The sequence below is a fragment of the Enterobacter sp. RIT637 genome (genome assembly GCF_019718755.1).
Classification (GTDB): Bacteria; Pseudomonadota; Gammaproteobacteria; order Enterobacterales; family Enterobacteriaceae; genus Enterobacter.
Window position 1 is genome coordinate 53,165 of the sequence record NZ_JAIHAZ010000021.1, and the last position, 14,065, is coordinate 67,229.

Here is a 14,065-nt window from a genome sequence, read left to right on the forward strand (position 1 = left end):
GAGAGGGCTGGGGTGAGGGCACCAGACCGCACTTAACCCTTAATCGGTGAATTCCGACGCTTGCGCGGATGATGGAAGTGACGCCAGTGTGGATCCTGCGCTGCCGCCAGCAGTTCGTGGTCGCCACGGGTGTCACCCCATGCGCGCAGGTGGTAGGCGTTGAGATCGCCGTAGACCTTTTCCAGCCTCGCCACTTTCTGCGCACAGCGGCAGTTATTGCCGGTGATACGCCCGGTCAGCTTCCCGTTTTTCACTTCCAGCTGCGTACCAATCAGCTTAATGCCGAGCTTATCCGCCCACGGCTGAAGCACCAGTGCCGGGGAGGCGGAGCAGATAGTCACTTCCGCACCGGAATTCACCTCAGCCGCAACGGCTAAAACCCCTTCAGGGCGCATCAGCTTGTTCCAGTATTTTTCACAAAAGGCCTCCGCCTGCTGACGTAACCAGTGCTCGTCCACACCTGTCAGGAACGTTTTGATCAACACCTCTTTCAGCTCATCACGCGTTAGCTTGCGGCGCACGCAGTGGAGCGTCGGTAACGCCATACGCACCAGCCGTCCCGCAAAGTAACGCTTACCAAAGGCAAAGCGCAGGAAAGGGATAAAGCTGTCGTGATGCGTCAATGTTCCATCAAAGTCAAAGACAGAGAGCACATGGGATTTGGCCACGGCGTCGTCGGCAATCATATTGGTCATAAATACGTCTTAGCTGAAATACACATTCTGCTCATTAGTTTACCTGCTTTAACTCCACAGTCCTTATACCACGCGCGTTTTTTTCTCATTCTTGCGATGTAGCCGAAGAGTCCAAAATCAGACCCAATAAGAATTGGATGAAAAACGAACAGTCTATATTATCGCCACATTGCACGATTTCTGGGGAAACATTGGCCCCACCCGTAAGGAAAAATTCACTCACTGCTTCTTTTAGATATGACTCTTAGATCGCTTATTTCAATACTCGCGTTAAGCTTTGCCTCGTTTTCAGCATTTAGTTTTCAACTGCCTGCTTCCATGTTGTCAATGAACAGCGAGCTGTCGGCATCCCCGGCAAAGGCCGGGTTGATGCATCAGCAAACGGGTCCGCTGCGTTCCCGCATTCTTGATCAATACCAGAAATGGAAAGGGACCCACTACCAGTGGGGAGGAACCACGCATCGCGGGGTCGATTGCTCTGCGCTGATGCAGCACCTTTTCAGTGATGCCGCCCACCTGGAGCTGCCGCGCACCACGAGCGAGCAGATCCATCGAGGTGTGCAGGTGGATCAATACCGATTGAAGGCCGGGGATTTGGTGTTTTTCCAGACGGGCCCGAACCGTAAGCATGTGGGTGTCTATATTGGTGATAGCTTGTTTATTCACGCCTCAAGCAGCGAGGGCGTAACGGTTTCAACCCTGACGGATAACTACTGGCAGGAACATTTCATCACCGCCCGCCGGGTGGCGGGCGCTGCAGCCTGACGGCTCAGATGATGTCATCCACCACGCCACCATCGACGCGCAGTGCCGCGCCGGAGGTGGCGGAGGCCTGCGTTGAACAGACATACACCACCATATTCGCCACTTCTTCCACCGTCGCGGCGCGCTGAATCACCGAGCTGGGGCGATTCGCCATCACAAACTCTTTCGCCAGCTGCTCCAGCGATTTCCCGGTTTTCTCGATCTCGTCTTTCATCATCTCGGCAAAACCGTCGGACATCGTCGGTCCTGGCAGAACGCTGTTAACCGTGACACCGCTTCCCGCCACAAATTTTGCCAGCCCGCGCGCCAGCGAGAGCTGCGCCGTTTTGGTCACGCCATAGTGGATCATATCCGCCGGAATATTGCAGGCCGATTCGGACGAAATAAACACCACGCGTCCCCAGCCTTTCTGCACCATGCCGGGCAGCAGGGCGCGGGAGAGGCGCACGCCGGACATCACGTTGGTCTGCCAGTAACGCTCCCAGGTGTCATCGTCGGTGGAGTAGAAATCCTGCGGGCCGTAAATCCCCGCGTTGTTGACCAGAATGTCGACGTTCGTTGCCACGTTCAGCAGCGCGTCCACCCCTTCCGGCGTGCTGAGATCGGCAATGGCCGCCCGCACCTGCACGCCGGGCACGACCTGCTGGAGCTGCTGAATACCCTTGTTCACCGAGTCCGTGCTGCGGCCATTCACAATCACTTCCGCACCGCTTTCAGCCAGCCCTCGGGCGATAGCGAACCCAATCCCGCCGGTTGACGCGGTCACGAGCGCCACTTTCCCCGTAAAATCGATTTTCATGCTCCGCTCCTTGTGGTTTTAACGTTCAGACCTTAAAGCGTAGCAGGTGAGGATGACGGCTCCTGTTTAAAAAGGTGCAGCAGGGTGTCCACCTGTTCATCCAGCGGGCTGAGCGTACGCTTAACGATGAGGTGCAGCGGCGTCGCGCGGCGCACGCCGTGGCTGAGGGGCAGTACTTTCAGAACGCCGTGTTCCAGCTGCGGTTGAATACGCTCTTCCGGCAGCCAGCCGTAGCCAACCTGGTTCATTACCGCTTCGATGGCGGCATCAATGGTGGAAAATGTCCAGGATCCGCCAGCGGGGCGTGCGGCAGGCTGGCTGTCCGCAATTTGGATCAGCGGCCACGGGCGCAGCATTTCATCGTTCAGCGGGGCATCGAGTGCAAACAGAGGGTGCTCGCGATGGGCAACGGCGACAAAGTCGATATTCATCAGCCATTCGCCCAGTCCGGTGATGTCCTGGCGGCGGGTGAGGATCATCACGTCGGCTTCATCATTCAGCGCATCGTCGCGGCTGTTTTCCAGCACTTCGGTCAGCCGCACCTGCGTTTGCGGATAGCGCTGCTGGAACTGCCGCAAAATGGCGAACAGGCGGCGACGCGGGAAAATACTGTCAACCATCAGGTCGAGCCGGGTCCGCATGCCGCTTTGCAGCGTCGCGGCGCGCGTCTCGACGTAAGAGAACGCCTTCAGCAGCGGTTTAACCTGATTCAGTAATAATTCCCCTGCGGGAGTAAGCACGGCCCGTCTTCCCTCCGCCTTCAGCAGCGCCACGCCCAGCCGCTCCTGCAGCAGCGACAGGTTATAGCTGACCGAAGACTGGCTGCGGTGGGTCTCTTCCGCCGCTTTAGCAAAGCTGCCGGCCTCCACCACTCTCTCCAGCAAAGCCCATTGTTCGAGCGTCGTCTTGTGCATAATTAATCTAAAATTTGGATGGATTTGATTCAAACATAGCGTTATTCATTCGTTTTTTGAAGGAATAAGATCGTCTCATCAAAGCAAAGGAGACATCTTATGAACACCTTCGACAAACATGATTTAAGCGGCTTCGTCGGCAAACATCTGGTTTATACCTACGATAATGGCTGGAACTATGAAATTTACGTCAAAAACGAAAACACCCTCGACTACCGTATTCACAGCGGCCTGGTCGGCAACCGCTGGGTGAAAGATCAGCAGGCGTATATCGTTCGCGTTGGGGAGAGCATCTATAAAATCTCCTGGACCGAGCCAACCGGCACCGACGTGAGCCTGATTGTGAACCTGGGCGACAGCCTGTTCCACGGCACCATCTTCTTCCCGCGCTGGGTGATGAACAATCCGGAAAAAACCGTCTGCTTCCAGAACGATCACATTCCGCTGATGAATAGCTATCGCGATGCGGGCCCGGCATATCCAACCGAAGTGATTGATGAATTTGCCACTATTACTTTTGTTCGCGACTGCGGTGCTAACGATGAAAGCGTTATTGCGTGCGCTGCCAGTGAACTTCCAAAAAACTTTCCTGATAATTTAAAATAAGCGCGACAATTAACTAAAAAGAAAAGTTCCCAGCTCATTTCATATTTATTCGAAATGGTTGGGAATTTTTTTGTTTGTTGATGTTTGGTTTAGATAAAAAGCGCGTTAACGGTGAACGTAATCACAAAATAAATAATTCATAATTTAATAACTCCTTGTTTATTAATTGTTTTTGGTTGTCTGGTAATTCTTATTTTTCACTGTCTTAATTTTTCCCTAAGAAATGAACGTTACCTTGAGATGAGTTTATGGTTCGTTGAAATAAACGCGTCGGCATTTGGTTAATATCAAAAGGTTGCCTCATACATCTCAAGGAAATTAATAATGCGTGATTTTTTGCCGTTTTCCCGTCCTTCAATGGGCGCTGAGGAAATCGCCGCAGTACAGGAGGTATTAACCTCCGGCTGGATCACCACCGGGCCGAAAAATCAGGCGCTGGAAGACGCGTTTTGTACGCTTACGGGAAACCGTCATGCGATTGCCGTCTCCTCCGCCACGGCGGGGATGCACGTCACCCTGATGGCGATGGATATCGGCCCCGGTGATGAGGTGATTACCCCCTCCCTGACCTGGGTGTCGACGCTGAATATGATTGTGCTGCTGGGCGCCACGCCGGTGATGATCGACGTCGACAACGAGACGCTGATGGTGACGCCTGAGTTGGTTGAGGCCGCCATTACGCCCCGCACGAAAGCAATTGTGCCGGTGCATTATGCGGGCGCGCCGTGCGATATCGACGCCATTCGCGCCGTCGGTGAGTGCCACGGTATTCCCGTCATTGAAGATGCCGCGCATGCCGCCGGAACCTACTACCACAGCCGCCACGTGGGCTGGCAGGGCACGGCCATCTTCTCCTTTCACGCCATCAAAAACATGACCTGCGCCGAAGGTGGGCTGGTGGTGACGGATGACGCGCAGCTGGCGCAGAAAATCCGCAGCCTGAAGTTCCACGGTCTGGGCGTCGATGCCTATGACCGCCAGACCCACGGCCGCGCGCCGCAAGCGGAGGTCATCACCCCTGGCTTCAAGTACAACCTTGCGGATATCAACGCCGCGCTGGCACTGGTGCAGCTCGGCAAGCTGGGCGAGGCGAACAAGCGCCGTCGCGACATTGCCGACCGCTACCGGCATGAACTTGCGGATACCCCTTTCCAGCCGCTGCGCACCCCGGCCTGGCCGCATCTGCACGCCTGGCACCTGTTTATTATTCGCGTGGATGAAGCCCGGTGCGGCATCTCGCGCGATGCCCTGATGGCCGCGCTGAAAGAGCAGGGTATCGGAACAGGCCTGCATTTCCGCGCGGCCCACACGCAAAAATACTATCGCGAGTGTTTCCCGGAGGTGTCCCTGCCGAATACCGAATGGAACAGCGCGCGCATTTGTTCTCTTCCCCTTTTCCCGGACATGACCCATGACGACACAACCCGCGTCATTACCGCGCTCCATCAACTTGCAGGACATTGATATGTTCAGCGCGCCGCCCGTTCAAAAAGTCTCCGTGGTGATCCCGGTCTACAACGAGCAGGAGAGCCTGCCGGAGCTGATCCGGCGCACGACCGCAGCCTGCGAGACGCTCGGCAAGGCTTACGAAATTCTGCTGGTTGACGACGGCAGCAGCGATGACTCCGCAATGATGCTAACCGACGCCGCGCAGGCGGAGGGCAGCCATATCGTTGCCGTGCTGCTTAACCGTAACTACGGCCAGCACTCGGCGATCATGGCCGGGTTCAGCCACGTGACGGGCGATCTGGTGATTACGCTGGACGCGGACCTGCAAAACCCGCCGGAAGAGATCCCGCGCCTGGTTGCCAAAGCCGACGAGGGCTACGACGTGGTCGGCACCGTGCGGCAAAACCGTCAGGACAGCCTGTTCCGCAAGCTGGCGTCACGCACCATTAACCGCCTGATCCAGCGCACCACCGGTAAAGCGATGGGCGATTACGGCTGCATGCTGCGCGCCTATCGCCGCCACATCATCGACGCCATGCTGCACTGCCACGAGCGCAGCACCTTCATTCCGATTCTGGCGAACACCTTTGCCCGTAAAGCGACGGAGATCCCGGTGCTGCACGCCGAGCGCGAGCACGGGGAGTCAAAGTACAGCTTTATGCGTCTGATCAACCTGATGTACGACCTCATCACCTGCCTGACCACCACGCCGCTGCGCCTGCTGAGCGTTTTCGGCAGCGTTATCGCGCTGGCCGGGTTTGCGATTTCCGTTCTGCTGGTCGTGCTGCGGCTGGCCTTTGGCCCGCAGTGGGCGGCGGAAGGGGTTTTTATGCTGTTTGCCGTGCTGTTCATGTTCATCGGCGCCCAGTTCATTGGTATGGGCCTGCTCGGTGAATACATCGGCCGTATTTACAACGATGTTCGCGCGCGTCCGCGCTACTTTATTCAACGGGTTGTCCGTCAGGAACACACCGCATCTCAAGAGGAAAAACACCCATGAAAGCTGTCGTCATTCAACGGGTTGTCCGTCAGGAACACACCGCATCTCAAGAGGAAAAACACCCATGAAAGCTGTCGTCTTCGCCTATCACGATATGGGGTGCTCGGGCACGCAGGCCTTGCTGGACGCGGGCTTCGACATTACGGCCATCTTCACGCATCCGGACGTTGCCGGAGAAAACCATTTCTTTGGCTCGGTGGCGCGTATTGCGGCTGAACACGGTATTCCGGTGTATGCCCCGGACGACGTGAACCACCCGCTGTGGGTGGATCGCATTCAGAAACTCGCGCCGGATGTGATTTTCTCGTTCTATTACCGCAACCTGCTCTGCGATGCGATCCTGAGCGTGGCAGACAAAGGGGCGTTCAACCTGCACGGCTCCCTGCTGCCAGCCTACCGTGGCCGCGCCCCGCTGAACTGGGCGCTGGTTAACGGTGAAACGGAAACCGGCGTAACGCTGCACAAAATGGTGCGACGTGCCGATGCGGGCGGCATCGTGGCGCAGCAGAAAGTGAACATTGAGGCCGATGAGACGGCGCTGGAGCTGCACCGCAAGCTCTGCACCGCCGCGCAAAGCCTGCTGCGCGACGCGCTGCCGACGATCCTTCAGGGAACCTTTACCGAAACCGCGCAGGATGAAAGCAAGGCCAGTTGCTTCGGCCGCCGCACGCCGGAAGATGGCCGTCTGGACTGGAACAAACCGGCGCGTCAGCTGCACAACCTGGTGCGCGCCGTGACCGACCCGTGGCCGGGCGCATACAGCTTTGCGGGCGTGAGTAAATTTATCGTCTGGAAATCCCGCGTGCGTGACGACATCCCTGCCGCCAAACCGGGCACCGTCGTTTCGGTCTCCCCGCTGATTGTGAGCTGCGGCGAGCAGGCGCTGGAGATCGTCACCGGACAAACCGACAGCGGCCTGTACGTTCAGGGCGCGCAGCTGGCGCAGTCTCTGGGGCTGGTGGCAGGGGCGCTGATCACCAGCGCGCCGGTGGTGGCGCTCAAACGGCGCACGCGCGTGCTGATCCTCGGGGTGAACGGGTTTATCGGTAACCACCTCACCGAGCGCCTGCTGAAAGACGACAACTACGAGATCTACGGTCTGGACATTGGATCCGATGCGATCGGCCGGTTCCTCGGTAACCCGCGCTTCCACTTCGTTGAAGGGGACATCAGCATCCACTCGGAGTGGATCGAATACCACATCAAGAAATGCGACGTGGTGCTGCCACTGGTGGCGATTGCCACACCGATTGAGTACACCCGTAACCCGCTGCGCGTGTTCGAGCTGGATTTCGAAGAGAACCTGAAGATTATCCGCGACTGCGTGAAATACGATAAGCGCATCATCTTCCCGTCCACCTCTGAGGTGTACGGCATGTGTACCGATAAGAACTTCGACGAGGACACCTCCAGCCTGGTGGTCGGGCCGATCAACAAGCAGCGCTGGATCTATTCCGTTTCCAAGCAGCTGCTGGACCGCGTGATTTGGGCCTACGGCGAGAAAGAGGGGCTGCGCTTTACCCTGTTCCGTCCGTTTAACTGGATGGGACCGCGTCTGGATAACCTGAACGCCGCGCGTATCGGCAGCTCCCGCGCCATCACCCAGCTGATCCTGAACCTGGTGGAAGGGTCGCCCATTAAGCTTATCGAGGGCGGCAAACAGAAACGCTGCTTCACCGATATCAGCGACGGCATCGAAGCGCTGTTTCGCATCATCGAAAACAAAGACGGCCGCTGCAACGGGGAGATCATCAACATCGGCAACCCGGACAACGAAGCGAGTATTCGCGAGCTGGCTGAAATGCTGCTGGCAAGCTTTGAGCGCCATCCGCTGCGCAGCCAGTTCCCGCCGTTTGCCGGTTTCCGCGAAGTGGAGAGCAGCAGCTACTACGGCAAAGGCTATCAGGACGTAGAGCACCGCAAGCCGAGCATCCGCAACGCGAAGCGCTGCCTGAACTGGACGCCAACCGTGAAGATGGAGCAGACCATTGATGAAACGCTCGACTTCTTCCTGCGCACCGTGGAGCTGTCGGAACAGGCATCATGAAAAAGGTCGGTTTACGCATTGATGTCGACACCTTTCGCGGCACCCGCGACGGCGTCCCGCGGCTGCTGGAGCTGCTGAGCAAGCACGGCGTGCGTGCCAGCATTTTCTTCAGCGTCGGGCCAGACAACATGGGGCGTCATCTGTGGCGCCTGGTTAAACCGGCCTTTCTGTTCAAAATGCTGCGCTCGCGCGCGGCATCCCTCTACGGCTGGGATATTTTGCTGGCGGGGACCGCCTGGCCCGGCAGGCGTATCGGTGCGGGGAATGAAGCGATTATCTGCGAAGCGGCGCATCATCACGAAGTGGGGCTTCACGCCTGGGATCATCATGCCTGGCAGGCGTGGGCGGGCGTCTGGGATATTCCGCGCCTGGAACAAGACGTTGAGCGCGGCGTGCAGGAGCTGGAGGCGATTACCGGCCAGCCCGTGCGCTGTTCCGCGGCGGCGGGATGGCGCGCCGACCAGCGCGTGGTGAAAGCCAAGGAGCCCTTCGCGTTTCGCTATAACAGCGATTGTCGCGGTACCGCCCCGTTTTTACCGCTGTTAGGAAGCGATCGCACCGGTACGGTTCAAATTCCGGTCACGCTGCCCACCTGGGATGAAGTGGTCGGGCGCGACGTCAGTGCCGCAGGGTTTAACCGTTACATACTGGACTGCATGCATCGTGACGAGGGTACGCCGGTCTACACGATTCACGCCGAGGTGGAAGGGATCGCGTATCAGCATGATTTTGATGCGCTGTTGACGATGGCTGCCGCCGAGGGCATTCGCTTCTGCCCGCTCGGCGACATGCTGCCAGACGATCTCAGCACCTTGCCGGTCGGCAAAATTGTGCGCAATGAAATGGCCGGTCGCGAAGGCTGGCTTGGCTATCAACACACCGTGAGCCCGGTATCATGAAAGCAGCCCGTTATGGCGTAGCGCTTCTCGCACTGTTTATCGTTTACTACGTTATCCCGGTCGATCTCCGCCTGCTGTGGCAGCCGGACGAGACGCGCTACGCGGAAATCAGCCGTGAAATGCTCGCCTCAGGCGACTGGATTGTGCCGCATTTTCTCGGCCTGCGTTACTTTGAAAAGCCGATTGCCGGTTACTGGATTAACAGCATTGGGCAGCTGATTTTTGGCCACTCCAACTTTGCCGTGCGCGCCGGGGCGATCTTCTCCACCGGGCTGACGGCGCTGCTGGTCATCTGGCTCGCCTGGCGCCTCTGGCGGGATAAGCGGGTGGCGATTTTCTCCGGTCTTATCTTCTTAACGCTGTTCCTAGTCTACGGCATCGGCACTTACGCCGTGCTGGATCCGATTATCGCCCTGTGGCTGGCGGTGGCGATGTGCAGCTTCTGGCTGGCTGCCCAATCGAAAACCGTGGCCGGAAAAGTGGGGGGCTACATTCTGCTGGGGCTGGCCTGCGGTATGGGCGTTATGACCAAAGGTTTCCTGGCGCTGGCGGTCCCGGTGATGGGCGTGCTGCCGTGGGTGATTGCGCAGAAACGCTGGAAAGAGGTGCTTGTTTTCGGCTGGCTGGCGATCCTGAGCTGCGTGCTGATCGTCCTGCCCTGGGGGCTGGCGATCGCCCAGCGCGAGCCGGATTTCTGGCGTTACTTCTTCTGGGTGGAGCATATCCAGCGTTTTGCGCAGAGCGACGCGCAGCATAAAGCGCCGTTCTGGTACTACCTGCCGTTCCTCGTCGCGGGGAGTCTGCCGTGGCTGGCGCTGCTGCCGGGCGCGCTGCGCCTCGGCTGGCGTGAGAGGCAAAATGAGGGGGCAGGGCTTTACCTGCTGGGCTGGGTGGTGATGCCGCTGCTGTTCTTCAGCATCGCCAAAGGCAAGCTGCCCACCTATATCCTGCCGTGCTTCACGCCGCTGGCTATCCTGATGGCGCGCTACGCCTGCACGATGGCGGAAAAGGGGGCGCGCGTGCTGCGCGTCAACGGCGGCATCAACCTCGCGTTTGGCGTTATCGGCGTGGTGGCGGCGCTGGTGGTATCGCCGTGGGGACTCGCTAAGCATCCGGTCTGGACATCGGTTGAACTGTACAAAGTCTTCTGCGCCGCGATCGCCTTTCTTATCTGGGCCGCGGTGGGCTGGTTTACGCTGAAGCAGAGCGCGCAGCGCTGGTGGCTCGCGGCACTCTGTCCTGCCGGTCTTGCGCTGCTCATTGGGTTTGCCATCCCCAATCTGGTGGTGGATTCCAAACAGCCGCAGTCGCTGGTAGATACCGTGCGCATGCCGCTGGAGGAGAGCCGGTTTGTGCTGGCAAACAACGTTGGCGTGGCGTCGGGGCTGGCGTGGGAACTGAATCGTCCAGACATCATTCTTTTTGGCCAGACGGGGGAGCTGAAATATGGCCTCGGTTACCCGGATGTGAAAGGACGGTTTGTGAGCAATGACGACATCGCACAATGGCTTGAAACGCATCGTCAGCAGGGACCGGTGTCACTGGTGATCCTGCTTTCAAAAAACGATGACATTGCCCGCGCCGGGCTGCCGAAACCGGACAACCTGACGATTCAGGGGCGTCTGGCCTACCTGCAATATCTGCCGCAATGATGGCCTGGCTCTGGCTGGTACTGGCAAGCCTGCTGAGCTGCGCAGGGCAGCTGTGTCAGAAACAGGCGACCCGGGCGAAGGGCGGTCAGCGAACTGCCCTGTGGCTTGGGCTGGCCTTGCTGACGCTTGGCTGCGGGATGCTTGCCTGGCTGGTGGTGTTGCAGCTTCTGCCCGTCGGCGTGGCTTATCCCATGCTGAGCCTGAACGTTGTCTGGGTCACGCTGGCGGCGAAAATCCTCTGGCATGAGTCCGTCCCGTCACGCCACTGGATGGGCGTCGGGTTGATTATCGTCGGGATTATCCTGCTGGGAGGAAGCCTGTGAAGGGTGCATGGTGGGCGTTATGCAGCGTGGTGTTGGTCAGCGCGGCGCAGCTGGTGCTGCGCCACGCCATGGTGACGCTGCCGCCGGTGAGTGACGCCTTTTTTGCAGCCCTCTGGCACGCTGCGCCCGGGACGGGAACCTTAACGCTGGGGCTAACGGGCTACGTGGCCTCGATGGGCTGCTGGTATCTGGCCCTGCGGCGCATGGCGCTCAGTCGAGCCTATGCCCTGCTGAGCCTCAGCTACATTCTGGTGTGGGGGGCCGCCGTTGTGCTGCCCGGCTGGGGAGAACACTTTTCCTGGCGCGGGCTGGCGGGCGTTGGCCTGATTATTCTCGGCGTGCTGACGATCTTTATGCCGCAGACGTATTGGGGTAAGAGATCGACTCGGCGGTCAAGGTAAAGGGCGTAGGGGTACACACCGCCAGGCTCAGCGTGCCGAAGCGCAGCTGGCTCACCGAATGCGTCTGCGCGGTGCTGTCGATACTGACAATCTGCCAGGCGCTGCCGCCGCGCTGCTTCACTATCGCCTCTTTCCGCGTCCAGATACGCCAGAAGGCAGAAAGCCGTTCCTCGGGCGCTTCGCGCTCAAGCTCTTCATGCTCGGTGATGCTAAAGACGGCGTTCGCCAGCGCCTGCCAGTTCTGCCGCGGGCGGATCACTTCGATATCGCAGCCGACTTCACCTTCGTCGCTCATCAGTAAGGCGATGTCGTCGCCGCTATGGCTCAGGTTGAACCACAGCGGGTGCCCCTTAGCAAAAGCCGGTTTTCCCTGTTCACCGTAAATGATGTCGGGCAGCGGCGAGGGGGATAATGTTCTGGCGAGCAGCGTCCGGCCTGCAAGCCAGGAGGCGTTTCGCGCACCCTGAGGTGCCCTGTCTGCGAGCGTTGACGCCAGCGGGTCCGCGCTAAGGGTGGAGATTTTTCCCAGTACAAACTGGTACATAGTTACGCCCAGCGTTTAATGATTATCGAGGTATTGATGCCGCCGAATGCGAAGTTATTGCTTTGCAGATACTCGCAGTCAATCTGACGGGCTTCCCCCATAATATAATCTAAAGCGCCGCATTGCTCATCCGGTTGTCTTAAATTGAGCGTCGGAATGAACCAGCCTTCGCGCATCATCTCCAGGCTCAGCCAGGCTTCCAGCGCCCCGCACGCGCCCAGCGTATGGCCAAAATAGCTTTTCAGGGATGAAATGGGCACGCTGTCGCCGAAAATGGCGGCGGTGGCCTGACTCTCGGCGATGTCCCCGCGGTCGGTCGCCGTACCGTGGGCGGAAATGTAGCCAATATCCTGAGGGCTCAGGCCCGCCATCGCCAGCGACTGTTCCATACAAATCTGCATGGTTTCACGCTGGGGCTGGGTGATATGGGCCGCATCACAGTTGGTGGCAAAGCCCACAATCTCGCCGTAAATCGTCGCACCGCGCGCTCTGGCGTGCTCCAGCTCTTCCAGAATTAAGGTGCCTGCACCTTCGCCAATCACCAGGCCGTCGCGCTGGCTGTCGAAAGGCGACGGCGTGGTTTTGGGCGCGTCGTTACGCTGGCTGGTGGCGAAGAGGGTATCAAACACGGCGGCTTCCGACGGGCAAAGCTCTTCCGCGCCGCCCGCCACCATCACGGTTTGATAGCCATGACGAATGGCTTCCCATGCATAGCCAATCGCCTGGCTCCCGGAGGTACAGGCGCTCGAAGTGGGGATCACCCGTCCGCGCAGGCCAAAGAACAGTCCCGTGTTGACGGCGGTGGTGTGCGGCATCATCTGCACATAAGTCGTGCCGGTGATGTTATGGGTGTGCTTTTCCATGAGCATGGACGCGAATTCGCTCACCGGCCCGGTGCTGCCTGTCGACGAGCCGTAGGCGATGCCGGTTTGACCGCTGGTCAGCACGGGGTCGTCAATCAGGCCCGCCTGCTCCAGCGCCAGCTCGGTGGCGCGGGTAGAGAGCAGCGACACGCGGCCCATGGCCCGAATTCGCTTGCGGGTGTAGTGATCCGGCAGGGTGAAGTCCTCAATGGGCGCGGCCAGCAGGGTTTGCAGACCGTCATACACCTGCCATTCAGACATGGTGCGCACCGCATTTTCATACCCGCGCAGGCGGCGTGAAATGGTCGGCCACGCTTCGCCAAACGCGGTGATGCCGCCCATGCCGGTAATCACGACGCGGCGCGTCATAGCATACCTCCGTTAATCGAGATCACCTGGCGCGTCACATAGCCCGCCTTGTCTGACATCAGGTAGCTCGCCAGCCCGGCCACTTCGTCAGCGTGGCCCATACGCTGCATCGGGATCATCGACATTGCCGCGTTCAGCGCGGTTTCGTCCATCTCGATCATGCCGGTATCAATCAGCCCCGGCGCGATGCAGTTCACGGTGATTTTGCGCTTCGCCAGCTCAACGGCCAGCGCTTTGGTGGCCCCGATAATCCCGGCTTTGGCGGCGCTGTAGTTCACCTGCCCGCGGTTGCCCATCAGGCCAGAAACCGACGACAGGGTGATAATCCGGCCGCCCTTGCGGGTGCCGATCATCGGCATGATGCAGGGATGGATAACGTTATAGAAACTGTCGAGATTGGTGTGGATCACGCTGTCCCAGTCATCCTCGCTGAGCGCCGGAAACGCGCCGTCGCGGGTGATGCCTGCGTTACTGACCACGCCATACCATGCGCCGTGGTCCGCGATTTCCTGTTCCAGCACCGCGCGGCACTGCTCGCGGTTGCCCACGTCAAAGGCAAGTAAACGGCCCGTGCCGCCGGCCTGAACAATCGCGTCGAGGGTCTCCTGTGCGCCCGCGGCGTCGCGGTGGTAATGCACGCCCACGGTGAAACCGTCAGCCGCAAGCTGAAGGGCAATAGCGCGGCCAATGCCTTTGCTGGCGCCGGTGACCAGTACGGATCTCATGATGGCGTTCCCTG

At 59.0% G+C, this 14,065-nt stretch carries 15 protein-coding genes; 9 read left to right on the forward strand and 6 right to left on the reverse strand.

The window, feature by feature from the left end:
• Positions 1 to 32: 32 nt before the first annotated feature.
• The gene (locus tag K5E19_RS21250) at positions 33 to 695 is read right to left on the reverse strand and encodes an HAD family hydrolase (RefSeq protein WP_221552950.1); all 663 of its coding nucleotides are present in this window, start codon (positions 693 to 695) and stop codon (positions 33 to 35) included.
• 237 nt (positions 696 to 932) lie between these two features.
• Here K5E19_RS21250 and K5E19_RS21255 point away from each other — a divergent pair, with 237 nt between their 5' ends.
• The gene (locus K5E19_RS21255; RefSeq protein ID WP_221552951.1) at positions 933 to 1,460 is read left to right on the forward strand and encodes an NlpC/P60 family protein; all 528 of its coding nucleotides are present in this window, start codon (positions 933 to 935) and stop codon (positions 1,458 to 1,460) included.
• Positions 1,461 to 1,464: 4 nt separating this feature from the next.
• On the opposite strand, the gene K5E19_RS21260 is transcribed toward K5E19_RS21255, so the two are convergent.
• Positions 1,465 to 2,259: an SDR family NAD(P)-dependent oxidoreductase gene (locus K5E19_RS21260; protein WP_108417669.1), complete on the reverse strand. Its 795-nt coding sequence runs from the start codon at positions 2,257 to 2,259 to the stop codon at positions 1,465 to 1,467.
• Between the two features lie 32 nt (positions 2,260 to 2,291).
• Complete coding sequence (locus K5E19_RS21265; protein ID WP_221552952.1) at positions 2,292 to 3,173, reverse strand: LysR family transcriptional regulator; 882 nt, start codon at positions 3,171 to 3,173, stop codon at positions 2,292 to 2,294.
• Between the two features lie 99 nt (positions 3,174 to 3,272).
• On the opposite strand from K5E19_RS21265, the gene K5E19_RS21270 reads away from it, so the two are divergent.
• The 8 genes from K5E19_RS21270 (at position 3,273) to arnF (ending at position 11,550) form a co-directional block, all read left to right on the forward strand.
• A complete protein-coding gene (locus K5E19_RS21270; protein WP_108417671.1) occupies positions 3,273 to 3,779 on the forward strand; it encodes a phenolic acid decarboxylase in 507 nt (168 codons plus the stop codon).
• A gap of 324 nt (positions 3,780 to 4,103) precedes the next feature.
• Positions 4,104 to 5,243 (forward strand): UDP-4-amino-4-deoxy-L-arabinose aminotransferase, encoded by a 1,140-nt coding sequence (gene arnB / locus K5E19_RS21275; protein WP_221552953.1) that lies wholly within the window; start codon positions 4,104 to 4,106, stop codon positions 5,241 to 5,243.
• Between the two features lies 1 nt (position 5,244).
• Positions 5,245 to 6,228 (forward strand): undecaprenyl-phosphate 4-deoxy-4-formamido-L-arabinose transferase, encoded by a 984-nt coding sequence (gene arnC, locus K5E19_RS21280; protein WP_221552968.1) that lies wholly within the window; start codon positions 5,245 to 5,247, stop codon positions 6,226 to 6,228.
• A 64-nt stretch (positions 6,229 to 6,292) separates the two neighbouring features.
• Entirely contained in the window at positions 6,293 to 8,275 is a 1,983-nt protein-coding gene (gene arnA, locus K5E19_RS21285) for a bifunctional UDP-4-amino-4-deoxy-L-arabinose formyltransferase/UDP-glucuronic acid oxidase ArnA (protein ID WP_221552954.1), read from the forward strand.
• Complete coding sequence (gene arnD, locus K5E19_RS21290; protein ID WP_221552955.1) at positions 8,272 to 9,174, forward strand: 4-deoxy-4-formamido-L-arabinose-phosphoundecaprenol deformylase; 903 nt, start codon at positions 8,272 to 8,274, stop codon at positions 9,172 to 9,174. The genes arnA and arnD overlap by 4 nt, the downstream gene beginning before the upstream one ends.
• Positions 9,171 to 10,826, forward strand: a complete 1,656-nt coding sequence (gene arnT, locus K5E19_RS21295) for a lipid IV(A) 4-amino-4-deoxy-L-arabinosyltransferase (RefSeq protein WP_221552956.1) — start codon at positions 9,171 to 9,173, stop codon at positions 10,824 to 10,826. The genes arnD and arnT overlap by 4 nt, the downstream gene beginning before the upstream one ends.
• Entirely contained in the window at positions 10,823 to 11,149 is a 327-nt protein-coding gene (arnE, locus tag K5E19_RS21300; protein WP_221552957.1) for a 4-amino-4-deoxy-L-arabinose-phosphoundecaprenol flippase subunit ArnE, read from the forward strand. Before arnT ends, arnE begins: the two co-directional genes overlap by 4 nt.
• Positions 11,146 to 11,550, forward strand: a complete 405-nt coding sequence (arnF, locus tag K5E19_RS21305) for a 4-amino-4-deoxy-L-arabinose-phosphoundecaprenol flippase subunit ArnF (protein ID WP_221552959.1) — start codon at positions 11,146 to 11,148, stop codon at positions 11,548 to 11,550. Before arnE ends, arnF begins: the two co-directional genes overlap by 4 nt.
• Here the strand turns inward: arnF and acpT are convergent.
• Genes acpT through K5E19_RS21320 form a run of 3 tightly spaced genes read right to left on the reverse strand, consistent with a single transcriptional unit; the run spans position 11,501 to position 14,054 of the window.
• Positions 11,501 to 12,094 (reverse strand): 4'-phosphopantetheinyl transferase AcpT, encoded by a 594-nt coding sequence (gene acpT / locus K5E19_RS21310; protein WP_221552961.1) that lies wholly within the window; start codon positions 12,092 to 12,094, stop codon positions 11,501 to 11,503. The two genes, arnF and acpT, sit on opposite strands and share 50 nt — an antisense overlap.
• A 2-nt stretch (positions 12,095 to 12,096) precedes the next feature.
• Entirely contained in the window at positions 12,097 to 13,326 is a 1,230-nt protein-coding gene (locus K5E19_RS21315) for a beta-ketoacyl-ACP synthase (protein WP_221552963.1), read from the reverse strand.
• A complete protein-coding gene (locus tag K5E19_RS21320) occupies positions 13,323 to 14,054 on the reverse strand; it encodes a 3-ketoacyl-ACP reductase FabG2 (RefSeq protein ID WP_221552969.1) in 732 nt (243 codons plus the stop codon). The genes K5E19_RS21315 and K5E19_RS21320 overlap by 4 nt, the downstream gene beginning before the upstream one ends.
• Between the last annotated feature and the right edge of the window lie 11 nt (positions 14,055 to 14,065).